General features: G+C 46.0%; 19 protein-coding genes and 1 tRNA gene. 14 read left to right on the top strand and 6 right to left on the bottom strand.

What is annotated here, in order from left to right; translation table 11 throughout:
- Positions 1-128 precede the first annotated feature (128 nt).
- Together QUB66_RS27705 and QUB66_RS27700 are read right to left on the bottom strand one after the other, a co-directional pair.
- Entirely contained in the window at positions 129-338 is a 210-nt protein-coding gene (locus QUB66_RS27705; protein ID WP_332970460.1) for a hypothetical protein, read from the bottom strand.
- Positions 304-1,989: a transglutaminase domain-containing protein gene (locus QUB66_RS27700; RefSeq protein WP_332970461.1), complete on the bottom strand. Its 1,686-nt coding sequence runs from the start codon at positions 1,987-1,989 to the stop codon at positions 304-306. The genes QUB66_RS27705 and QUB66_RS27700 overlap by 35 nt, the downstream gene beginning before the upstream one ends.
- 424 nt (positions 1,990-2,413) lie before the next feature.
- On the opposite strand from QUB66_RS27700, the gene QUB66_RS27695 reads away from it, so the two are divergent.
- Together QUB66_RS27695 and QUB66_RS27690 are read left to right on the top strand one after the other, a co-directional pair.
- Positions 2,414-3,286, top strand: coding sequence for a DUF928 domain-containing protein (locus QUB66_RS27695; protein WP_332970462.1), 873 nt, complete (start codon positions 2,414-2,416; stop codon positions 3,284-3,286).
- Positions 3,287-3,489: 203 nt separating this feature from the next.
- Entirely contained in the window at positions 3,490-5,583 is a 2,094-nt protein-coding gene (locus tag QUB66_RS27690; RefSeq protein WP_332970463.1) for a ShlB/FhaC/HecB family hemolysin secretion/activation protein, read from the top strand.
- A 126-nt stretch (positions 5,584-5,709) separates the two neighbouring features.
- On the opposite strand, the gene QUB66_RS29820 is transcribed toward QUB66_RS27690, so the two are convergent.
- Positions 5,710-5,811 carry an IS4/Tn5 family transposase DNA-binding protein gene (locus QUB66_RS29820; RefSeq protein ID WP_442923175.1) on the bottom strand — a complete coding sequence of 34 codons (102 nt, stop codon included), beginning with the start codon at positions 5,809-5,811 and terminating at the stop codon, positions 5,710-5,712.
- Between the two features lie 253 nt (positions 5,812-6,064).
- Positions 6,065-7,651, bottom strand: a complete 1,587-nt coding sequence (locus tag QUB66_RS27685) for a peptidoglycan-binding protein (RefSeq protein WP_332970464.1) — start codon at positions 7,649-7,651, stop codon at positions 6,065-6,067.
- A 189-nt stretch (positions 7,652-7,840) separates the two neighbouring features.
- Between QUB66_RS27685 and alr the strand changes: the two genes are divergently transcribed.
- The 4 genes from alr to QUB66_RS27665 all read left to right on the top strand — a co-directional run bounded on the left by alr (position 7,841) and on the right by QUB66_RS27665 (position 11,454).
- On the top strand, positions 7,841-8,989 hold the full coding sequence (gene alr, locus QUB66_RS27680) for an alanine racemase (protein ID WP_332970473.1): 1,149 nt from the start codon (positions 7,841-7,843) through the stop codon (positions 8,987-8,989).
- A gap of 246 nt (positions 8,990-9,235) precedes the next feature.
- Positions 9,236-10,081, top strand: coding sequence for a mechanosensitive ion channel family protein (locus tag QUB66_RS27675; protein ID WP_265233959.1), 846 nt, complete (start codon positions 9,236-9,238; stop codon positions 10,079-10,081).
- A 28-nt stretch (positions 10,082-10,109) separates the two neighbouring features.
- Positions 10,110-11,234 (top strand): patatin-like phospholipase family protein, encoded by a 1,125-nt coding sequence (locus QUB66_RS27670; RefSeq protein ID WP_265233960.1) that lies wholly within the window; start codon positions 10,110-10,112, stop codon positions 11,232-11,234.
- A 131-nt stretch (positions 11,235-11,365) separates the two neighbouring features.
- Positions 11,366-11,454 (top strand) — tRNA-Ser (locus QUB66_RS27665).
- A 118-nt stretch (positions 11,455-11,572) separates the two neighbouring features.
- On the opposite strand, the gene QUB66_RS27660 is transcribed toward QUB66_RS27665, so the two are convergent.
- Positions 11,573-12,511: a serine hydrolase gene (locus tag QUB66_RS27660; protein ID WP_332970465.1), complete on the bottom strand. Its 939-nt coding sequence runs from the start codon at positions 12,509-12,511 to the stop codon at positions 11,573-11,575.
- 95 nt (positions 12,512-12,606) lie between these two features.
- Here QUB66_RS27660 and QUB66_RS27655 point away from each other — a divergent pair, with 95 nt between their 5' ends.
- Entirely contained in the window at positions 12,607-13,308 is a 702-nt protein-coding gene (locus tag QUB66_RS27655; RefSeq protein ID WP_332970466.1) for a C40 family peptidase, read from the top strand.
- Positions 13,309-13,588: 280 nt separating this feature from the next.
- Positions 13,589-14,611, top strand: coding sequence for a glycosyltransferase family 2 protein (locus tag QUB66_RS27650; protein ID WP_442923335.1), 1,023 nt, complete (start codon positions 13,589-13,591; stop codon positions 14,609-14,611).
- Between the two features lie 182 nt (positions 14,612-14,793).
- Here the strand turns inward: QUB66_RS27650 and QUB66_RS27645 are convergent, their stop codons facing one another.
- Complete coding sequence (locus tag QUB66_RS27645; protein ID WP_332970467.1) at positions 14,794-15,963, bottom strand: IscS subfamily cysteine desulfurase; 1,170 nt, start codon at positions 15,961-15,963, stop codon at positions 14,794-14,796.
- Between the two features lie 96 nt (positions 15,964-16,059).
- Here QUB66_RS27645 and QUB66_RS27640 point away from each other — a divergent pair, with 96 nt between their 5' ends.
- The 6 genes from QUB66_RS27640 (at position 16,060) to QUB66_RS27615 (ending at position 24,278) form a co-directional block, all read left to right on the top strand.
- Positions 16,060-16,707: a hypothetical protein gene (locus tag QUB66_RS27640; protein ID WP_332970468.1), complete on the top strand. Its 648-nt coding sequence runs from the start codon at positions 16,060-16,062 to the stop codon at positions 16,705-16,707.
- A 514-nt stretch (positions 16,708-17,221) separates the two neighbouring features.
- Positions 17,222-18,544, top strand: coding sequence for a four-carbon acid sugar kinase family protein (locus QUB66_RS27635; RefSeq protein ID WP_332970469.1), 1,323 nt, complete (start codon positions 17,222-17,224; stop codon positions 18,542-18,544).
- Between the two features lie 30 nt (positions 18,545-18,574).
- The gene (locus QUB66_RS27630) at positions 18,575-18,724 is read left to right on the top strand and encodes a hypothetical protein (protein WP_265233966.1); all 150 of its coding nucleotides are present in this window, start codon (positions 18,575-18,577) and stop codon (positions 18,722-18,724) included.
- Positions 18,725-18,971: 247 nt separating this feature from the next.
- Positions 18,972-20,123, top strand: coding sequence for a circadian clock protein LdpA (gene ldpA / locus QUB66_RS27625; RefSeq protein ID WP_332970470.1), 1,152 nt, complete (start codon positions 18,972-18,974; stop codon positions 20,121-20,123).
- A gap of 345 nt (positions 20,124-20,468) precedes the next feature.
- Complete coding sequence (locus QUB66_RS27620) at positions 20,469-22,259, top strand: R3H domain-containing nucleic acid-binding protein (protein ID WP_332970471.1); 1,791 nt, start codon at positions 20,469-20,471, stop codon at positions 22,257-22,259.
- Positions 22,260-22,625: 366 nt separating this feature from the next.
- Positions 22,626-24,278: a CheR family methyltransferase gene (locus QUB66_RS27615; RefSeq protein ID WP_332970472.1), complete on the top strand. Its 1,653-nt coding sequence runs from the start codon at positions 22,626-22,628 to the stop codon at positions 24,276-24,278.
- Positions 24,279-24,400: the final 122 nt, after the last annotated feature.

Below are 24,400 nucleotides of genomic sequence, written 5' to 3'. Positions count from 1 at the left end.
GTGGTGAATGTGTAATTAAAGTTTACAATTAAAGCCGTCGAGCGAAGGACGGGGTTTTAAACCCAATTATGTGATAACGGTTATTCTACCGGACGTGTTCTGAATTGGGCGAGAGGGAGAGGGGGAGATCAGAAAAATCCTCCCTCTGCCTTCTGCCTTCTGCCTTCTGCCTTCTCTGAATTGGGCGAGAGGGAGAGGGGGAGATCAGAAAAATCCTCCGTCTTCCCTCTTCCCTCTTCCTTCTTCCTTCTGCCTTCTTCCTTCTGCCTTCTGCCTTCTTCCTTCTGCCTTCTTCCTTCTTCCTTAAAACAACTCTTCCAAAATTGTAAACCTGACATGATTAATTGCCAGACTCCCCACAGAAACATCCTCCTTCTTCAAAGGAAGACCCCCGCTGGTGAGACTTTGAAACCGAACTCCCTTGCCAATTTCCATGTGGTACCAAGCCAAACCCATGAAAAACCGCAAAGGATAAGGGCCTCTGTCTTGAATGTCGTCAGGATTAGATTCCATCGGCACCCAGCCAAAACCAGGAATGTAAAACTCCAGCCAAACGTGATTGAAATCCGGTTCCAGCGGCACACCTTTTCTGTCAGCAAAAGCTGGACACTTGTAGCGCCCAATTGTGCGGCAAGCAATCCCATTCAACCTTGCCAAAGCCAACAACAACCCCACGTACTCGCCGCAAGAACCGATGCCGCGCCGCAGTACAATATCGGGAGTGTCAATGTGAGGCCTGATCCCGTAAGAAAGTTGGTCGTAAACAAAATTGCGAATGCTCAGTAACTGCCTCAAAATATTAGTTTCAGTGCCAATTGAGGCCACCGCAGCCGATCGCACAATCTCCGTATCCATCGCCAAATTATCATTGTCCACCAAATACTTAGCTGCAAACTCCGGCGACAGTTGCGGAATCTTTTCCACATCCCGAGGCGACAACTGATACTTAATCGATCGCACTTCCAACAAAGCCTTCCAGCCAAAGATTCGCCGTTCCCCCTTCTGGAGGCGATCGAACTTAAACACCGCCACCCGTTCCCCTTCCTGAATTTCCTCAGTAAAAGGCATCCCAATCGGCGTAATTTTTCTCACTTTTTGGCGGTGAGTGTCCGAAGGTAAAGCAATCCGCCACTCCAAATTATCGATTTCTACCTCATCCAGAGGAGACAATTCCTCCACATAGGACATTTCCATCAAAAAACCGTTTGACAGAGCGTAGCGTTCGGCTTCATTATAGTGAAAAGACAAAGGGTGAACAAAAGTGCGATCGCGCTTCGTCAACTGAAAAGGATCTTCCGAATTTGGGTCATCCCGGATATAAAGTTCATCCCCAGCATAAGCCACATACAGAATCTCCTCCCCCGTCTGGGCATCTTTGTGAAAAGCCAAACCAGAAGGCCATTCAAAGGGAGTCAAAACGCTAAATTTAATCTCGCCAGTTGCCCGTTCCAAACAGTAAACAGTTTGCTCAGTCTTGTCGCAAACCCAAAGTTCCTCATCCCGGACAGTGATATTTTCTATGCCAATACCGGGAGCATAAAACCGAGTAATTTCCCGACCAGTTTTTACATCAAAAACCAGAATATAGCCCAATCTCTGGCAAGTCACATACAGCGTAGACTTCCAAACAGCAATCCCGTCAGCAGGATAAGAAAGGGAAACAAAATGTTCCGGTTTGAGTTGTGCGATTGCTCCGTCCAGAATTGCCCCCGGACAGCAACAAATATCCTCATCCTGGGAAAACCAGAGAGTATCTTCCCAAATCGCCAGCCCGGTTGCGCCCGCAAACTTAGCCGTTTGACAAGGATTCAAAACAGTAGTGTTGTCAGTTTCGCGATCGATCTCCAATAGTAGCCCTTCGGTGCGATCGACCGCGAACAACCTATTTCCTAAAAAAGCAATGCCGTGCAGTGCAGATACACCGATCGGTCTTACCATCCGCAGCCCTGAATTTTGTTTGTCCGAGAGAACAGGTGAATCGAGATTCATACTAAATTTCTTGCCGGTATTGTACATAAAACCTGATCTTGTAACTTGTAGCCGATCGCGTCAGGTTCAGCAGCAAAATTGCTGAGGTTCCTGATATCCTGGACTGACGCATCAACCGGGTTTTTTTACGAATATATTTCGTTGTAACCTCTTACCAGAGCTAAAAAACCCGGAATATTAGTCTTTGTCTAAATTGGGTTTAACAAGCTCAACCCAACTTGCTGCCATGAATGCGACTAAGTATAACTACTAAGCTACCACTGAAAAATGCGACACAGAATGCCATATTTGTCAGAGCATCCAAACTCATAGTATCTGCTGGAAGATATAAATTAAGTACAACAGATTACTAGATCCGTCAAAACCTTGGGTAGAATAAAATCATACGTTCAAGTTCCTCGGTTCATCAGAAGGCAGGTTCGTCATGGCTTGGAAGTCTGCTCTAAACATCGGTACCCTTTCCTTAATTCTGTCTTTAGAGGCAGTTGCCGCTGGTAGTTTCTTAATACCAGCAAAGGCTCTCAACAGCCCCGCAAACAGCGTTCATCCCCCCTCACAACCGCAGCTACCCCTCAACTGGCAAACAGTTCAAACCCTCTCCCCAACCGGAAGCAGACCGAACACCCAGCAACCGGGAGCCACGTGGAATAACTTTCAACCGCCGGAGCAGGGAGTACCCGGAAGGCGCGAAGGCGGAGGAACCCGCGGCTTAGCCTGCCCCACTGCTACAAATGCCTTAACTGCCTTGATTCCCCAATCAACTATGGGGCAAACCATATCAGAAAAGCCGACATTTTTTTACTACGTTCCGCTAGCCCTCGACAAAACAGTTCAGTTTGAGTTAGCGGACGAAAACGACAAAACAGTATACAAAAAAAGTTTTCGGATGGTAACTAGCCGTGCTGGTATTGTTAGCGTCAGCCTCGGCTCCGACGGCAACTCGCCAGCCCTGAAAGTTGGCAAAAACTATCAATGGTACTTTACGATCAAATGCAACCCAAACAGCTATACAACAGATGATGTTCTCGTTTCCGGGTGGATTAACCGCACCGCAGTCACCCCAACCGTAAAAACAGAGTTAGATCGATCGCCAGACAGTCGCGCCAAGCTCAGCATCTTTGCCCAACAAGGTCTCTGGTACGAGTACCTGGCAACTCTAGCTCAATTGCGAACGGAGTCTCCCAGCGATGACAGTTTAGCGCTCAAGTGGTCAGAAATGTTGAACTCAGTCCAACTCGGCAAAATCGCCCAAGAACCATTAGTCCCCAGTGAGTTAACACCAATTGCCAAAAAATAATTGGACTTATGCAGCAAGTACCAAAAACCCGGTGGCGATCGCAGTATTTCGCAGCCCCACAGATGATTTATGAGGCGTTGGAGGTTTTTTGGTCGATCGTCCTCAATAAATTAAAATTTTTGTGGTAACGCTCATCAGCGATCGCTTGCCTCTTAAAAGCTGGACTGTTGAAATCTTGATTGTTAAACTGCTCCCAACACTAAATGATAAACTCGCACAGTCAAGCAGCATACAAACTTATTTTAGACAAAATATTAATTATGCGTCCGAGTGCAAATATTGCCATATTTCGGTTGGGGATTTCACTTCTAACGGCGCTCCCAATCGCTTGCTATGACGCCAATCGAGCCCTATCCCAAACAGACGATATTTCTCAGTTGCCCGCCGCCACTCACAACTCAGCAGATCCAAGCAACGGAGTATTAGCATGGCAAAAACTCGAAATCCAGCAGGATGAAACCGCAACCAACTTAAATCAACTCCCCGATTTTCCAGAAACCAACCCTCTTGACAACCAGCCCGATCGCTGCTCCACAATTGATCAAACGGATTGTGAGGTTAGCCCCCAGCCCGCAGCCAAAAATCTAGTTGACAGTGAACCCAAATGTCAGAACCCTCTAGATTGCGATGTTTTAGCCCAAAACCAACAAAATCCCCCTCCAAACCTGCCGCCGCCACCGACTCAGCCCGATCCAAATCGCGATCGATTTTTGCAACCAGCCCCGCAGCCTTCGGCAGAACCTCCTCAAATACCGCAACCAGTTGCGCCGGATCGCCCGTCCCCAGTTCCCCTGCCACTGCCGAATACAGTAATTCAGGTGCGGAAAATTCAAGTAGTTGGCAGCACAATTTTAACCCAAAACGAAATTAATGCCTTAATCAAGCCGTTTGAGGGTAGTTCTGCCACCCTAGAACAGCTCAAACAAATTGCCGACAAAATTACCGAAATTTACCTCAATCGAGGCTACATCACTTCGAGAGCAGTCTTGCCACCCCAAACTATCACCGCAGGGGTAGTCCAAATTCAAGTGATCGAAGGCAAGCTGGGCAAAATTGAGGTAGAAGGAACTAAAAGATTGCACCAAAATTACATCCGCAGCCGGATTCGACTCGGTGCCGGAATGCCTTTAAGTACAGGTGCATTAGAAGACCAACTCCGGCTGCTGAGAGTCGATCCTTTATTTGACAATGTAGAAGCCAGTCTGCGGGCTGGGGATAATGAAGGAGAGAGCATTCTGATCGTCCGAGTCACGGAAGCTAATCCGTTTCAATCTAGTTTCAGCTTTGATAATTACTCGCCTCCCAGCGTCGGTTCTGAAAGATTGGGTGTTAGTTTACGGCACCGCAATATAACAGGAAATGGCGACGAACTTGCCGCTGCTTATTATAGATCGCTAGGCGATTCAGATGTGTTTGATTTCAGCTATCGCGTGCCACTAAATGCGATGAACGGCACGCTGCAATTGAGGGCTGCGCCGAACCGCAACAGTATTGTACAAGCACCTTTTGACACTTTTGATATTTCGGGGAAGTCACATTTATTTGAAGTTAGTTACCGCCAACCGCTGCGGAGAACGCCGATCGAAGAATTTGCCTTATCTGCCGGTTTTACGTATCAGACAGGCAGAACTTTTCTCGCCGGCGAACCGTTTCCTTTTGGCATCGGCCCTGACTCCCAGGGTGTTACAACTACCAGTGCAATTAAGCTGGGACAGGACTACATTCGGCGCGACTCCCAGGGTGCTTGGGCCTTGCGATCGCAATTTACGATCGGCACTAGCTTGTTTGATGCTACTCAAAACGAAGGTTCTGTCCCTGACGGACAATTTTTTAGCTGGCTGGGTCAAGTGCAGCGAGTACAGCGATTGAACGACAAACATTTATTAATTTTGCAGTCAGACTTGCAGCTTTCAGCTAATAGTTTGTTACCTTCACAGCAATTTGTAATTGGCGGCGGACAATCTTTGCGTGGCTACCGCCAAAATGCCCGTTCCGGCGATAACGGATTCCGAGTGTCTATCGAAGATCGGATTACTTTGCAGCGCGATGCTTCGGGAAATCCCAAACTTCAATTAGCTCCCTTTTTAGATGCGGGTACGGTGTGGAATACTCCCAACAATCCCAATAAATTAACCAATCAAAGATTCTTGGCAGGTCTGGGTTTGGGGGTGATCTGGGCACCGATACGGCAGGTGAACTTGCGCGTAGATTACGCTTTTCCTTTGGTGAGAATTAGCGATAAAGGCGACAATCTGCAAGATAACGGCATTTACTTCAACCTAATTTATACACCATGAGGAGAAGCGGGAGAGGGGGAGAAGTCGGAGAGGGGGAGAATGGGAGAGGGGGAGAATGGGAGAGGGGGAGAATGGGAGAGGGGGAGATGAACAAAATATTTCCTTCTTCCCTGTGGGAGCATCTCATTATCGCTCACTTAGGGTTTTGCCGATTGAGCAGGCTCGGTTGCTGAATCTCTCGTCTCCTAATTCAATACTGACTCCATTCTTGTCCCACCAGTTAAACATTTTTATGATTTTTTTTATTGTGTTTTCACCACTTTACCGCCATTTGTACCGGCTGAAATGAATTCCTGCTCTACCTTTCAGGGATGCGGTGAAAAGTAAGACTGCAAACCTGGTTTGTAGTAAGACTTTAGTCCTGTTACTAGATTTTTTTAGGACTTAAGTCCGAACGATAGAACCAGGTTGTTAGTAAAGACTTTAGTCCTTTTTGCTGATTTTTTTTAGGACTTCAGTCCGAAGGATTGAACCAGGTAGATTAATCTTGGAACACCATAATGCTGCCCGAATAACAAGCGACCCAAACCTGATTAGTTTCCGGATCGTAAGTAATCCCGATCGGGCTTGAATTAACCTTCACTGTTTGCAGCACTTTCAAATCGCTTGTCCTGACTTTGCTAACAGTATTCGAGAAATAGTTAACCACATAAATCAGTTTTCCATCACCAGAAATCGTCATGCTGCGAGGTGCATTTCCTGTCGAAACTTTATCCACCACTTTACCAGTTTTTAGGTCAATCTTTGCCACATTTCCTTCACCATTTAAAGTGGCATATAGATACTTACCATTGGGATCTATCGTCAAATGACGGGGCGCATTGCCAATATTTTTCAACCATTCTACCGAAAAATCTAGCAGATTTACTTTCGCAATATCGGAAGAACCCATGACGGCAACATAGGCATTTTTGGAATCGGGAGTGACCACAATTCCGCGAGGATATGCACCCAGTTTTACCCGCTCGACTTCGCGATTTTTATTGATATCAACTATGCTCAAATCCCAAGTACACCAATTGCTCGCGAGTACGAAGCGATTGTCAGGCGAAACAGCATTAAATTTCGGAACGGCACCTACAGGAATTATCTGTTCTATTTTCAATGTTTGGGTGTTGATGCGGTACAGGAAACTTTGGTCGTGTTTTGCTGATGGAGAACACCTGTCGCTACCGGGATTTTTAAACCCAGAACCGTACATTTGATAGTTGGATACATAGCCATACTTGCCATCTGTTGAAAAAGCAGCTTCTACGGGAGAACCTTGATAATTGCCTTTGAATTTAGAAAAGCCAAACTTTGACAAGTTGACTGTATCGGGAATAGTCTTGACTAATTTAAAGTTCCTATCATAAACTGTGATGCTATGGCTGTACATCATGTTTTGAGCAAAGAACAAACCCGCTCCCGAATAAACTATTGATTTCGGCGATATTTTGCCGTAAATAGTTTTTTTCAAAGTCATTTTACCTTCAGTATTTACCAGCCTTTTACCTTGTGATTCATTTTCTTTGTTTTCAAGGTTTGGAGCAGGAGTTTCTGTTTTAAATGGTGGTAAAAATGGTTCTTGAAAGAGAGGTTGTTGTGGCTGATTTTTAGTTGTATCTTCGAGTTTGTTGTTGTTTTCTGTGGCGGTAGGAGATGGCGAAGGTCGATCGACCTTTGACGGTGTTTTTTCCGCAGATTCTTGGTCAGGGCTGGCGGCTGGCGACTTGCCTTTGAGGGCTGACAAGGTTTGAGGGCCGACAATTCCGTCAACTTTTAGGTTGTTCTCTGCTTGAAACTTTTTCACCGCAGCCAGGGTGATAGAACCGTAAAATCCTGTAGCCCTACGGTCAAAATATCCTGATGTTTGTAGAGTTTTCTGGAGTTCGACAACTTCCGGGCCTGAATCACCTTTTTTGAGGGCGAGGGCGGGATAGACTAAATTGGAAATTGTGAGAGCGATCGTAAAGAAGAGTAAAGGAGTCGAGGCTAAATTCAGGTGATTTGTCGCGTTGGGCGATCGAGTTTGAGCTGGGGGCGTTTCCCAAGTTTCAGCTAAATGCAGGTAAGCTAATCCGTCCATAGTTTTTACCAGGTATTTTTGATGCTATGATACACCAGTTAACATTGATGAAAGAGAAATTCTCATTATAATTAAATCTAGGGTGAAATCTTCGAGCAGTTTTTAATGGTGTCAGCAAGTAGGAGCGATCGACTAATGTTGAGTGAGGAACAAACAACCGCAGGATCAACACCCCCAAAATCCCGCCAGATGCTGCTCTGGGAAGGCGATGGCGGACTTTGCCAGCGGGCTTGGGTCGAAATCGATTTAGCAGCTTTAACTCACAATGTAAAACAGCTTAAAAATCTCTTATCTCCCCAAACCGAACTGATGGCAGTTGTGAAAGCAGATGCTTACGGGCACGGTGCGATCGCAGTTAGTCAAACAGCCTTGCAAGCAGGTGCTAGTTGGCTGGGTGTGGCGACGATTCCCGAAGGCATAGAATTGCGAGAAGCTGGGATAGAAGCGCCGATTTTGCTGTTGGGGGCAACTCATACAGCCGCACAGGTAAGGGCGATCGCCCAATGGCACTTACAACCCACTATTTGTACTGCCAAACAAGCCCTAATTTTTTCGGAAGTTCTCGTCAGTCTCAATCAATCTTTGTCAGTTCACGCTAAGTTAGATACGGGAATGTCTCGTTTGGGTACACTCTGGCAAGACGCAACAGAATTTGTGCAATTAGTCAATAGTTTGCCAAATTTAAAATTAGCCAGCATTTACTCTCACTTGGCGACAGCCGATAGTCCCGATCCCGCCGTGATGAGAGAGCAACAGCAAGGGTTCAAAAAGGCGATCGCCCAAATCCAAACAGCAGGAATTAACCCCCGTCGCCTCCACTTGGCCAACTCTGCTGCCACTCTCACAGACTCCGATTTGCACTATGATTTAGTGCGAGTCGGTTTGGCTACCTACGGTCTTTATCCTGCTCCTCACTTGCAGGCGATCACCAATTTGCAGCCCGCAATGCAGGTAAAAGCTCGGGTGACGCAGGTGAAAACAATTGCAGCAGGAACTGGCGTTAGTTATGGCTATCAATTTATTGCTGGGCGCGAGACACAAATTGCGGTAGTTGGTATCGGCTATGCAGATGGGATTCCCCGCAATCTTTCTAATAAAATGCAGGTTTTAGTTAGGGGCGAATTTGTGCCGCAAGTCGGGGCTGTGACGATGGATCAATTAATGCTGGATGTAACTGATATTCCCGATTTAGAAGTCGGGGAAGTGGTGACTTTATTGGGTAAAGATGGGGAAAATCAAATTACTGCTGATGATTGGGCGGAAACTTTAGGAACTATTTCATGGGAAATTCTCTGCGGTTTTAAACACCGATTGCCTCGCGTTGCAGTAAACTCTTAACTAGGACGATCTGGATGCTCGCAAATACAGTATGATTCAAGACGCTTCAGTTAATCATGTTTATGCCCCGGAGATCCCCCTAAATCCCCCGAAAGCAAGGGGGACTTTGAGCAATTTCTTGTTCCCCCATTTTTAAGGGGGGCTAGGGGGGATCGGGCTTAACTTAACCGTAGAGGAGTATAATTTTGATGCGATCAAATTTGATATTACCAATTACAAATTACCAATTACAAATTACCAATTGACATGACAGCCAGCACAATTATACTAATAGCTCAAACCTTGACGGCGCAGCTAGATGCAGAAAGAATACAGGCGATGCAAGTAGCCCAAGAATTCTCGAAAAAATTCGTAGAATTGGGGTTTAAAGTTGTACCTCAAGCGCTGTGGGCGATCGGTATTTTGTTAATTACGCGATTTGCGATCGACGTTGCGGGCCGCGTGACTCGCCGAACCCTCAGCCGCACGGAAGCCACGCTGCGGAAATTTTTAGTTCAAGCTGCGGAAATTGTGATTTTGATAGTGGGAGTAGTCGCCGCTTTGAATCAGTTGGGAATTCAAACGACTAGCGTGGTGGCTGTTGTGGGTGCGGCGGGTTTGGCGATTGGTTTGGCGTGGCAAAATACTCTATCTCACTTTGCTGCTGGGGTAATGTTGATTAGTTTACGGCCTTTTGAAGTCGGAGATGCGATCGAAGCTGCGGATGTTAAGGGAGTGGTGGACAGCATCGGGATTTTTTCAACAACCGTCGTGACGGACGATCGCATAAAAATTATTGTTCCGAATAATAATTTATTTAACGGTACACTGAAAAATACTACGGCGATGGGTACGAGGCGAGTAGACTTAAAAATTGATATTGGCGATCGCCCGATCCGTCCAACGATGGCTGAGTTGTTAGAAATTGCCCATTCTCACCCGCTGGTTTTGGAAAATCCGCCCCCGACTTGTTTGGTAGCCGAGATCACTCCAGATACGACTATTCTATCTCTCCGGCCCTGGTGCGCGTCGGTAGCCTACGAACAAGTGCGATCGCAAGTTCAAGAACACGTCAAAGAAGCAATGAATGCCAACCAAAATCAAGCACAATAAATCTAAAATCTAAAATCCAAAATCTAAAATGAGCAAGTTGTATCCCCAGCAAATTTTGCAAGAACCGGGCGTCAGGATGTCCCTCACCGAAAAAGAAACAATTCTCAAAAAATTTCCGCCTCCCGACACAGACGGTCAAATTTATGCAGACGCCATTTTTGAAGGTGGTGGCGTGCGCGGAGTTGCCTTTTTAGGAGCACTCAGATGCTGTCACGATTTGGGTATCCGTTGGCGAAAATTGGCCGGTACTTCTGCGGGTGCAATTACTGCCGCAGTATTGGCAACAGACTTGTCAATGGATGACTTAGAGCAGTTGTTAGGAGACCTCGATTACAGCATATTTTTAACTCAAAAAAACAGTCCTCTAATTTTAAATGGCGATCCAGCAGACGACTTGCAATCTCCAGCTTGGACGCTAATTTTTCTCACAATTAGCCGCCAGATGGGAGAATATTCTGCACAACCTTTCCGGCAGTGGCTGGAAGCAATACTTAGTAAAGGTCACTTGCAGAGTTTTGCCGATGTCAAAAAACTGGAAAAAGAGCGGGAATTAAAAGTAGTAATATCCAACCTGACTCGCGGTGAAATGTTGGTGCTGCCCGATGACTTACGGCGGCAAGACTCGGCAGATTCCGATGCTTTGTACCAGCAGTTGCGGCTGCAAAATCCCGAAGAGTTTAGCGTAGCTGAAGCGGTGCGGCTGTCGATGAGCATTCCGCTATTTTTTGAGCCGGGAAAACTGGGCAATGACTTAATTGTCGATGGGGGAATTCTGAGCAATTTCCCGCTGTGGATTTATGACAAACAATCCGGTTCGACTCCGGTTGCGCCGCGCTGGTTTACCTTTGGGTTTCGATTAGTTGATACTGGCATTGAGAACCAAATTAAGATTAATAGTCCGGTGTCGATGCTGTCGGCGATGTTCACCACGATGATGAAAGCAAGAGACCGCTATCACCAGCGCGAAATGGATAAAGGCAGAGTTATCAATATTGATGTGACTGAAGCTGCGGTGACGACGACGGATTTTAATCTAGATGCCGATCGCAAGGCTAAGCTGTACCGATTGGGATATTTGTATACTAAGAGGTTCTTTTTGAGTTCTAACTTTAGTTGGGAAAAGCACTTGAAGGCTAGGGGCTTTGGGGAGTAGGAGAGGGGGAGAGTGGGGAAATATGCCTTCCGCCTTCGACCAAAGGTATATAGGGAGAGGGATTGAAGAATTTTTGATTTAGGGGTTGGCAAGAGCCTGGTGTGTGTGCTATAGTTAGTTACCGTCATCGTGGAGAGGTGGCTGAGTGGTCGAAAGCGGCAGATTGCTAATCTGTTAAGGGTGTTATCACCCTTCGGGGGTTCGAATCCCCCCCTCTCCGTTCTAAAACTTCTAGGAAAAAATTCCTTTTAATCAAATTTTGTGGGATGGGCTTCTAGCCCGTCCCAATTATTTTCGCAATTCAATTCTAGTCTAGCAGCAATCATCGGCTACCAAATCTAATCAAGCGCCTTGATTGCTTCGACAAATTGCCGCGAAATAAAGGGTAAAATCTCTTCATTCTTGCTATTCTCTTTCCCCTCGGTAAATACAACTAATAAATACGGCCGCAAACCAGGTATTTCAATATAAGCAGCATCGTGACGAACTTGACTTGTCAGCCCCGCTTTTGACCAGATTTTTGCATCTTCTGGCAATCCGCTACCTAAAAAACCTGTAACTTGATTTTCTGGATCGGCTTGTAATTCTGCTGGTTCTAAACTGCGTTTCATTAAGCCCATCATTTCTTGCGATGCTTTTGCAGAAACAGCTACACCGCCGATTATACTGTGCAGCAAACGCGCTGTGGCATTTGTAGTGAGCATATTTCTATTTTCCATTAATTCTCCCAGAAATGCTCGCTCGCGACCGTAGGGCCCATCGCACCAGGTTTTTTGATTGGCGTTAATGTTGTGTAATTCTGGCCAATCTAATGATTGAAAGTAACGGTTGACGATGTTTCGCTGCTGTTTCCAAGTTTCAAAGGGGCCTGGTGATAATTCTGGGCCGCTGGTGGTGCCGGTGAGGGCATCTACTACTAAACCGGTGGCGTCGTTGCTGGAATCAACTATCATATCTCGGACGGCGCGTTCTAATTCTGGCGATGTTTGAATCATGCCTTTTTGCGCCCATTCCCAGATGGCCACGAGGTAGAATAATTTGACGATGCTAGCGGGATAAATTCGTTCTGATTCTCTGGCGCTAAAACCTCGCGGTTGATATTTCCAAAATTCTTGGGCGCTGAGGGCTCCGCCTGTGTTGACTCGCACGGGTGGATCGTAGACTATCCAGGTAATGGCTGTGCGATCGCCCGTCAATCCTGTAAATTCTGACTGTGCGGAGTCTATAATGCTACTGCCGAGGGTTTCTAATTGTTCGTCTTTGTGGAAAAATGTCATGGTTAATGGCGGACGGTTAACGGTTAACGGCGGTTGGCTAAGGGCAATAAATCGTTAAGTGCGAACAATTAACAGCCAACAATTAGCAATTAGCAATGGTCAATTATCAATTATCTGATGTTGTGGAGTATCGGGCAATCTCGCACATAAATATTTACGATTCCCCAAAGTGCGATCAATTGGCAACTCAAGCATCCTTGGGGCGGCATTTGCGCGTCCTCAACCAGAGTTCGAGCGATGTAAACTTAGATACAAACGCTGTGATGGTGCGGCTGTGCGAAGACGATTATCCCGGTTGGTTGGATCTTCGAGATATTGACTTGCTCGAAGTCACAGAAACAGTGTATCATCCTTTGGTGATTTTTGAGACAAAAATTAGGGAAAAATTGCCGATCGCAATTGCTTTTGCTCGTGAAGCCATGAACCAATCTAATTATTATCTTTGGGGCGGTACAGTCGGGCCAAATTATGATTGTTCGGGATTGATGCAAGCTGCTTTTGTGGCTGCAGGCATCTGGTTGCCAAGGGATGCTTATCAACAGGAAGCTTTTACTGAGTCTGTTAATATCAATGCTTTAGAACCGGGGAATTTAATATTTTTTGGCACAGTGGAAAAAGCAACTCATGTAGGATTGTATCTCGGAGATAATCGCTACATTCACAGTTCGGGGAAAGCACAAGGTCGCGACGGTATCGGGATTGATATTTTGTCTGAAAAGGGCGATGCAGTCAGTCAAGCTTATTATCAGCAATTGCGCGGATATGGTAAAGTAGTGGCCAGTTATCAACCTAATTAGTTTATTTCGCGATCGCACTACGAACAAAGAAACCGGGTTTTTACCGAGATTGAGGATTTTAGCGAAGTATTTTCGTAAAAAACCCGGTTTCTGGCCACCCGTGCATAAGTTCTGTAGTTGCGAACAACGAAACCGGGTTTTTCATCGAAATTGAGGATTTAAACGAAGTATTTCGTAAAAAAACCCGGTTTCTGGCCACCAGTGTCTGAGTTCTATAGTTCTTAATTAATGACAACTGACAACTGACAACTGACAACTGACAACTGACAACTGACCAATGATGTTATCTAACAAAGCAATGGACGCCGCATTATTTTTGGAAAAATTGGCCGCACAGCAGGCTGCCGATGAGATTGTTCTCGACGTTTCTGTGGTGGTGCCGGTGTATAATGAGGTGGAAAGTTTGCCTCATCTGATTGAGGCGATCGCCTCTGCGATTCAACCATCCGGACTCAGCTATCAAATTATTTGTGTAGATGACGGTTCTAAAGACGGTTCTGCTGAACTTCTCAAGCAATTAGCCAGCAGTCGCGATGACCTTTGTGCTGTGCTTTTGCGGCGCAATTACGGGCAGACTGCTGCGATGTCAGCAGGTTTCGATCGCGCTACAGGTCGTGCTATTGTTACCCTAGACGGCGATTTGCAAAATGACCCTGCTGATATTCCAGAGTTGTTAGACAAGTTAAATGAAGGCTACGATTTAGTTAGCGGCTGGCGCAAAAATCGGCAGGATAATACTATCAGCCGCTTGATTCCTTCTAAAATTGCCAATTGGTTAATTGGTCGCGTTACGGGCGTAACTTTGCACGACTACGGCTGTTCTTTGAAAGCTTATAAATCCGAGTTAGTCGCAGACTTGAATCTGTACGGAGAATTGCACCGATTTTTGCCGGCTTTGGCTTTTATTGAAGGGGCGAGAATTGCGGAACTTCCGGTGCGACATCACGCGCGGCGTTTCGGTCAAAGCAAGTACGGAATTTGGCGGACTTTTCGGGTGTTAATGGATTTGTTAACTATTTCTTTTATGAAGAAGTTCCTAACTAGACCGATGCACGTTTTTGGACTTCTGGGAATGAGTTCTATGGCGTTGGGAACGGTTTTAGGAATTTATTTAACTTTCGTGAAATTGGGGCTGGGTCAAAGTATTGGTAATCGTCCTTTGCTGATTTTGGCTGTGGTTTTGCTGTTAACTGGTGTGCAGTTATTTTGTTTTGGTTTGTTGGCGGAAGTGATGATGCGAACTTATCATGAGTCCCAGGGAAAACCGATTTATCGGGTGCGCGAGGTGGTGGATTCTAAGTAAACGATTAATACCAATTATACTCGGCGATTGAAATCGCTACTACACAAACAAAGTCCGCCTTCGCGGACTGAAGAAATAGGAAAGTTTTAATACCAAATCCGGGTTTTAGCCCCCCTTTATCTCTTAGTCCGCGCACCATCCGGACTTCGTTTGTGTAGACGCGGTTTCAACCGCCGAATGATCTAACTCATGACTTTTTGAGCTTGGCGGAGAGATTGAATAGTGGCGATCGCGTGTTGAGACACTGCATCTATTTCAGCAGCGGTATTGAACCTCCCAATCCCAAAGCGAATTGAAGCGTAGGCTAATTTGTCCGATCGCCCGATCGCTGCTAAAACATGAGATGGAGAAATTTTCGCAGAAGTACAAGCAGAACCCGAAGAAACTGCCGCCGCCGGTTGCAAGCCCAACAGCAACGCTTGACCGTCAACCCCGCCTACACTAATATTGAGATTACCAGGCAACCTCTTAGTAGCATGACCGTTGATCACAACATCACCCAATTCACTCAAATTTTCCCACAAACGCTGGCGCAAATTAACAACTCGTTCAGTTTCCGACTCCATTTCGGCAATGGCTAATTCTACCGCTTTGGCGAATCCGACTATTTGCGGTGGATAGAGAGTACCCGATCGCATTCCCCGTTCGTGGCCTCCTCCGTGCATTTGTGACGCTAACTGCACTCTCGGCTTGTTGCGACGCACGTAAAGAGCACCGATGCCTTTTGGCCCGTAGATTTTGTGGGCCGTCAAGGACATTAAATCGATGTTCATCTCCTGTACATCTAGGGGAATTTTGCCGATCGCCTGGGCCGCATCTGTGTGAAACAGAATGTCATTTCCGCGACAGATAGATGCAATTTCGGCGATCGGCTGAATCACACCAATTTCATTATTAGCCGTCATCACCGAAACTAAAATTGTCTCAGCCCGAATCGCTTTAATCAAATCACCAATATCAATCAATCCGTCACTTTTCACCGGTAAAACAGTAATATCAAACCCTAATTTTTGCAAATACGTACAGGGGTCAAGAATTGCATTATGTTCAGTTTTTACTGTGATAATGTGCTTTCCTTTGTTAAAATAACTTTCGGCGATGCCTTTAATCGCTAAATTATTTGCTTCCGTCGCACCGCTGGTAAAAACAATTTCTTCTGGAGAAGCATTGATTGCTTCTGCTATGATTTGCCGCGATTTTTTAACCGCTGCTTCTGCTTCCCAGCCGTAAACGTGGTTGATGCTGGCTGCGTTGCCGAATTGTTCGGTAAAATACGGCAGCATCGCATCAAGTACCCGTTTGTCTACAGGCGTTGTGGCGTGGTTGTCTAGGTAGATAGGACGTGCGGACATAGTGCTGTTTTGGTTGAAAAAAGTGTTAGATTTATTGTAGACGAGCCTTTTGTTCTACCACAAAACTTTATATTTAACAAATATTTGTGAAGATTTATGCGAGCTGACATTCAGGGATTAGAAATTACTGTCGGTGAGCTCAGGCACCTGTGCGGCGTGGGGCCCGATCGCGTATACCGACCTGCGAGTGCAACTAATTTTGCCCGCGAAGTTTTGAAAACCGTCGGTTTAATTGTTTTGGTTATAATCAGTTGTTGGTTGCTGGTTGCGATATTTCCTAGGGCTTATTTGTTTTGGTTCGCCCTCCACCTAGCTGCGATCTGCGGTTTAATTTTTGAGGATGCGTGGAAAATTTGGACTAGCAAAAATAAAGATTTAATCAATTTGTTTGATGATGTCGATCGCTATAATGGTATAATCAAAGCGATCGAAATTAACGATCGGATCGAAGATGCGGGCAATGCGGAAGTCAAAATAGGCGATCGAGCAAAAGTCATTCAAGCCTTGCAGCTAATCAGAGACGATTTAGTACGAGCTTTGAAAACCGAGAGAATTCTCAGGGAACACAAAAAATTTGTCGCTACTAACTCCGAACTGTTTGCCAATAATTTGAGAACTTTAAATGCCCTCAAAATTAGCGATCGAGCCAGCAAACAAGGGCGATTACTCAACGAAGCTTTGCAGCTAGCTATCCGAGTGCAAGCCGAAATGAAAAAGTTGCAAGACCGAAACGCTGCTAATTGACAAAATGGAAAAGCAGACGGCGGTTGAAACCGCGTCTACACAAACTAATTCCGCCTCCGCGGAATGAAGAGAATAACTTAATTTTACAAGCAGACGGCGGTTGAAACCGCGTCTACACAAACGAATTCCGCCTGCGCGGAATGAAGAGAATGACTTAATTTTAACCAAATACGGTTTAGTTAAAAAGCTATTTATTCCCGTACATATCACTTAATTGATAACTATCATAGTCTCGGCGATGCGATCCGCGACGATCGCGAAAACTAACCCTAAGATATCTCTTAGGACATTAGCGTTAACCTAACCATATTGAATTTTAACTGCCCGTTCTTCAACCCGCGCACCATCCGGGTTTTGTCTGTATAGACGCGGTTTTAACCGCCCGGTCTTCTCAGACACATTTTAAAATTCATCAGTGATGAGAATTGTTAAGAAATATCATATTTGTAAATTTTTGGCTGTTAAGTAACAGGTAAGGATATCTTGGAAAGGTGACGTTAACAACAAGGTCAGTATGTCTTCCGCTAAACCCAAGATTATAGTTCTCGACGACGATCCAACAGGTTCTCAAACCGTGCACAGTTGCTTGCTGCTGACACGTTGGGACGAAGATACCCTGCGTTTGGGACTGCGGGACAAGTCCCCGATTTTCTTTATCCTGACAAATACTCGATCGCTAACTCCCGAAGCAGCAGCCGCCGTCACCCGCGAAGTGTGCCAAAATCTTAAAAAGGCGATCGCCAGCGAAGAAATCGCAGACTTCCTAATCGTTAGCCGTTCCGATTCTACCCTGCGCGGCCACTATCCGATCGAAACCGACGCGATCGCCGAAGAGCTCGGCCCCTTCGACGCACATTTTCTAATTCCCGCCTTTTTTGAAGGAGGCAGAATTACCCGCAACAGCGTACACTACCTCATGGTTAACAGCGTTGCAACCCCTGTTCACGAAACCGAATTTGCCAAAGATTCTGTCTTCGGCTACAGTCACAGTTACCTGCCAGAGTACGTAGAAGAAAAAACCAAAGGTCGCATCAAAGCTGATACAGTCGATCGCATTTTACTCGCAGATATGCGCTACGGAAGTTTAGATCGACTGATGGACATGACAGACAACCAATGTGCAGTTGTTGACGGCGAAAGCCAAAGCGATTTAGACACATTTGCCAAACATATTCTCAATGCAGCCAGTCAAGGTAAAAAGTTTTTATTCCGCAGTGCAGCTAGTATTTTAACGTCTTTAGCTGACATCGGCAACCAGCCTGTAGCAGCCGACGAAATGGCAAAATATGTGAAAGACGGCAAACCCGGTGCAGTAATAGTTGGTTCCCACGTTAAGAAAACTACCGATCAATTGGAGCGCTTGTTAAAAGAACCCAATATAGTTAGCATTGAAATAGATGTATCTCACTTGCTAGAAGATTCGCCCGAATATCGCGCCCAAATCCTCGATGAAATTCTCGAAAAAGTCCGCACCGCTCATGCCGACGGCAAAACGCCTGTAATTTATACCAGCCGCAAGGAACTACAATTTAAAAATGCGGAAATCCGGTTAAAATTTGGAGAGGCGGTTTCTGCTTTATTGATGGATATCGTGCGGGGACTGCCTGCGGATATCGGTTTTTTAATTAGCAAGGGCGGCATTACTTCCAACGATGTTTTGAGTACCGGTTTGTCGCTAAAAAGTGTCAGGCAAATCGGTCAAATTATCGCAGGTTGTTCGGTGGTAAAAACAGCAGCAGACCATCCTCTGTTTCCCAATTTACCAGTGGTTTTGTTTCCGGGAAATGTGGGGGATAGCAATGCTTTGGCGACGGTTTATAAGCGCCTAAGCAAGTAGTATAGGTAGTTGAATCGCAGATTAACCCAGATGAATTTAGCTTCTAGCGAGGGAGGAGAATGTTCATCTGCGGTTGGTCGATTGGCTTCAATGCTCGATCGAACTTTATGGCAATTGCCACTTCACGGCAACTTCAAAAAAAAATCTCTAGTCTACTTTTTCCTTGCTAAATCCACCTAAGTATGATAGACGAGAAATTCTGTGTGTAACTAAAGCCGATCGCCAAAATTAAAAATCGCGTCATCGTTAGGCACTCTCAAAAAAATTAGATTTCTCAAAAATAGTTAAGTCAGAACTCTACATATAGGGCCAACAGCGCCAGAGCTACTGCTATCAGTAGCGTTTCTGGGTAGTATCAGCCGAAATCTCAAAAAAAAATAAAAATTTTCACATAGTAATTTTTAGTTGAAAGGATTAGCATATAAGGGTGACAGAAAATTATCATCCCCTAAACTCATTAAAAAGCGGCCGCTGGTTCAAGTTGATCTGTGGGGCGAGCTTTCAACACCTGCCTGCGGTTCGGAATCTCACCTTGGCTTACACCTTAGCAGGCGCTGACTGTATCGATGTCGCGGCAGATCCCGCCGCCGTCGCAGCAGCGAAAGAAGCCCTACAAGTTGCCAGCGAATTACAGACAAGAACTCAAAACCGCAGATTTGGTGGCAAAGGGTTGCCCTGGCTGATGGTGAGTTTAAACGATGGGGAAGACCCGCATTTTCGCAAAGCCGAATTTAACCCAGCCGAATGTCCGATGGACTGCTGGCGGCCCTGCGAAAAAATATGTCCAGCCGAAGCAATAGTTTTTCAGGAAGCTGTTGAGGGTTTTTCTGGGGTGATAGACCAGCAGTGCTATGGCTGCGGTCGCTGTCTGCCAATTTGTCCGAGCCAATTAATCTACACTCGTTCTTACGTGTCTGCTCCCGCTGCGATCGCACCTTTAATCTTGCAATCCGGTGCGGATGCCCTAGAAATCCACACGCAAGTAGGCAGAGAAGTAGATTTTGCGCGACTTTGGTCGAGCATAGCTCCCTGGGTCGATCGACTCAAATTAATAGCAATTAGTTGCCCCGATGGAGACGGTTTGATTGACTATTTGCGGACACTGTATCAAATAATTTCCCCCCTTCCTTGTCCCCTAATTTGGCAAACCGACGGTAGGCCAATGAGCGGAGATATCGGAACAGGAACTACTAGAGCCGCAGTCAAACTCGGTCAAAAAGTTTTGGCTGCCCAGTTGCCGGGATTTGTGCAACTTGCAGGCGGCACTAATGCTCACACTGTCAGCAAACTTAAAGCCTCTGGACTGCTCTTGGATGGCGGGAAAAATTTGTCTGTTCCCCCTGTCCAATACATTGCCGGTGTAGCTTACGGCAGCTATGCCAGGGTTTTACTGTCGCCAATTTTAGAACAATTAGACACAATGCAGAGCGATCGAGCTTATGCCGTTCCGGTGGCAGCCGCTTGCAGCGCAACCGAAGCTCAAACACCTCGGTTGACTCAGCTCGAAGCCGTCCCAGAACTTCTCGGGCAGGCCGTGAGTTTAGCTCGTTCTCTAGTTTCTCAGATCAAAGAATTTTAGTCAGTTGACTGTTGACTGTTGACAGTAGTCAGTTGTTAGTTGTCAGTTGTTAGTTGTCAGTTGACAGTTGTTAATCAAAAAAAAACTGAAAACTGATAACTAACAACTGTAGTTCGCGATCGCACTTGCGCCATCAGAAACCCGGTTTCTTAGTATATTTCTCGTTTTTCGACGCAAAACTCGTAGAAACCGGGTTTATAGCCACCGATGCGTAATCAATGAACAGACAACTGTCAACTATCAACTGTCAACTATCAACTGTCAACTATCAACTGTCAACTATTAACTGTCAACTGTCCACTGTCAACTGTCCACTGTCAACTGTCACCGAACACACCGAGGCGAATGCAGATTACAGACGACCTCAACAGATTATTAGAAATCGTGCCAGACGAGATCCGGCAGCCCCTAGAGCAGCACCCGCAGCGCAACAATCTCATTGAGGTTGTAATGGACTTGGGCCGCCGACCAGAAGCTCGTTTTCCATCCTCGGCCGAACCTCTTTCCCAAACACCGATTACCAAAGCAGACCTCAACTATTGCATCGATCGAGTCGGCAGCTTCGGCGGCGACAATCGAGCCGGTATCGAGCAAACCCTGCACCGAATTAGCGCCATTCGCAACCGCAGCGGCGAGATTATCGGCTTGACATTGAGGGTGGGCCGCGCTGTGTTCGGGACGATCGGCATTATCCGCGATTTAGTGGAAACCGGTCAGTCAATTTTGATGCTAGGCCGCCCCGGAGTCGGCAAAACCACAGCCCTGCGCGAAATCGCCCGCGTGCTCGCCGACGACTTGGAAAAACGAGTGGTAATCATCGACACCTCCAACGAAATCGCCGGAGATGGAGACATCCCGCACCCGGCGATCGGCAGAGCTCGCAGAATGCAAGTTTCCCGTCCCGAACTCCAGCACCAAGTCATGATCGAAGCAGTGGAAAACCATATGCCGCAAGTGATCGTGATTGACGAAATCGGCACGGAATTAGAAGCTTTGGCCGCTCGGACGATCGCCGAAAGGGGCGTGCAATTGGTCGGTACCGCCCACGGGAACCGCATCGAAAACTTGATGAAAAACCCGACTCTGGCCGACTTAATTGGGGGAATCCAAGCGGTAACGCTAGGAGATGACGAAGCAAGGCGGCGCGGTTCTCAAAAGACAGTTTTGGAACGCAAATCACCGCCTACTTTTGAAATTGCGATCGAAATGCTCGAACGACAGCGCTGGGTAATCCACGAACGAGTCTCAGATTCGATCGACAGTTTGCTGCGGGGACGCGAACCGAACCAGCAAATCAGAAGCGTCAGCGACAGTGGAGAAGTAATTATCGAGCGCGAGTCAGCATCTCCCCCCGCCCGGTTCCCAGGGATGCCAGCTTCTGGCCCAGGCCCCGCTGCGGTATCAGCAATCCGGCCAGTCACACCGATTTCTGGGTGGCGGAGTGCCGGCAAAATGGTGCCGATGCCCCCTCCCAGCGAGAAATTCGCGGCTAATACTAAGACTGCTAACAGCGCACCGGTGGCTCCTGAGACTCGGTATTTCGAGCAACTCCTCGAAGAATCTCTGTCCGTGGAACCAGTACCGCAGCACCGGGGACGTTATTCCCAGAATGTCGGCCCTAACGGCGAAGATTTGCCCCTCCACGTTTATCCTTACGGCATAGCTCGCCACCAGCTCGAACAGGTGATTTCTACCCTGAACCTGCCGGTGCAGTTGACGAAGGATATTGAAAGTGCTGACGTGGTTTTGGCTTTGCGATCGAACGTGCGGAACCAGTCAAAATTAAGGCACTTGGCTAAAACTCGCCAAGTTCCCCTGCACACAATTAAGGCAGGCACTATTCCCCACGTAGCAAGAGCTTTGCGGCGCTTGTTGGACATGGACGACCCCGGCACCCCGGAAGTGGCAGACCTCGCCTTATTCGCCCGCAGCGGTACTTCTGACGAGCTCGAAGCTCTCGAAGAAACCCGCTTGGCTGTCGAGCAAATTGTGATTCCCAAGGGACAACCGGTGGAACTCTTACCGCGTTCTCCCAACGTCCGCAAAATGCAGCACGAACTTGTGGAACACTATCACCTAAAATCTCACAGTTTTGGAGAAGAACCTAACCGCCGCCTGCGGATTTTTCCAGCTTAAACAATCCTGGATGTAGAACCGCCATTATGTAGGGTGCGCCAGCGCACCTTACGGTTTGAAGGCAGAAGGTAGAAAGCAAACGGCAGATTTTTGTTCCTACTGCTTTGTGTTTTCTACCTTTGGTCTTTGAGATAGTGTTCGATCGATTACCATCACAAAAACAGTTCGTTCGTAGTGCGGACTTTAGTCCGTTCTTGGATTGCGGACTGAAGTCCGCACTACGAACCTATCCGAGAGCGATCGACCGACCAGGCATGATATTATTTCCGTTGGTATTGTGGCGATGAGTGCGATCGGCTCAATTCCCTAGCACATTACAAATTCCCGATCATAGCAGATTATACCTAAAAAAATTACAGAGTTGATATGAATGATGCACAAATTCAGCTATTTATTCAATTAATTGCAGCTCGCACCGGTTTAGAAATTCGCCCGCAAGATCGATCGGCTTTGGCTCAAAAACTTTTGACTCGGATGAAAGCTGTAAAAATAGGCTTTCCCGATAACTATTATCAAATGTTAGCTGCTCCGAGTCTGGAAAGTCAAAACGAATGGCACCAACTAGCCCTGCTGCTGACAACCAACGAAAGTTATTTCATGCGGGACAAAGGACAATTTTCGCTTCTAGAAAAAGTCATTTTCCCGGAATTGATCGATCGCCAAATCAAACTGCACGATCAATTAGGAACTAAGCCAACCCTGCGAATCTGGAGTGCAGGCTGTTCCACCGGTGAAGAACCTTATTCTTTAGTTTTTATTTTAAAAGAGCTAATTCCCGATTTGGAAAAATGGAATATTTTAGTTTTAGGTACTGATATCAATCAAGAAGTAATAGAAAAAGCGCAGCGGGGAATTTACAGCCCTTGGTCATTTCGCTTAGTCGATCCAAATCTGCAAGCGCGCTATTTCGATCGGCGAAAAACCGAGTGGGTAATAGACAGAACGTTGCGCCAATTTGTGAGCTTTAGCAATCTCAATTTAGTGACAGATAATTTTCCTAATATTTACACAGATATTAATAACATGGATTTGATACTGTGCAGAAATGTTTTTGTTTATTTTGAAGATAAATATATTTCCCAGGTATTGAAAAAATTTGCCAAGACGCTGAAGCCTGGAGGATATTTAATGACCGGTCACGCTGAAGTTTACAATCACGTGATGAAGGAGTTTCAACCAAAGATTTTCCCGGAGTCGGTTGTTTATCAAGCCAAGAATGTCCTAGGGGAGGAACCAGGTAAAATAGATTCTTTGATTGCACCAGCATCCCAGGCAAAATCGGAGTTTGGGGAATCGGGAAAGGGAGGGGAAGTTTGTGGCGACAGCCGTCAGTTGCTACCAGCGGAAACGGTGCCAGCTAGTTTTGCTAACGGCAATTTTGCGGATATCGGGTCGCTGTTAACAGCAGATACTCGGTTGGATAAAATACTGCAAAATCGCTATGTGGAGGGACATTTTGCTGGCAAGGATGGGTCATTATCAAATCCTGTTTTAACAGAAAAGACACCGCAACAAACTTATTTAAGGCTAATCAAAAAAGCTAAACAATGCTTTAAAAATAAAGATTATACTGAGGCAATTGACAAGGCAAAACAGGCGTTATCCCTACAATTTCAGACCTTTGATGCTGATTATTTATTGGCGCAAATTTATGCAAATTTAGGTAAATATTCTCAGGCGATAGAGCACTGCAAGCGAGCTAGCAAAGTAGATTCTATGTCAGTATTTCCTTATTGTTTGCAAGCTCACATTGCTGAAGAACAGGGCGATTTGGAAACCGCTAAAATTATTTTGAGGAAAATTATCTATCTTTGCCCATCTTTTGTTTCAGCTTATCTCGAACTCGGAAATATATACAGTCAAGAAGGTAAGCTAAATATAGCTATTAAAATGTACAACTCATCTTGCGAAATTCTTAAAAAACTACCGCCCAATACTCCGATAGAGCAGCAGGGGAAAATGACAGCGAGTCAAGTATTGATGGATGTTCAAAAAAAATTGGTAAAATTGTACAGCTAACAAAACTGACGCGCCGGGAGAATTTACAAACTAATTTTTTTTGTAAGAGAGTCCCACAGAATAAATGATCCTATAATAACCGAAAGATAATTTCAGTGTGTAGCCTATCTTAATTTCTCTAA

Source organism: Microcoleus sp. A2-C3, from assembly GCF_036706065.1.
Lineage (GTDB): Bacteria > Cyanobacteriota > Cyanobacteriia > Cyanobacteriales > Microcoleaceae > Microcoleus.
Note: the sequence above shows the minus strand (reverse complement) of the source record. Positions and strands in the feature narration are given on the sequence as shown.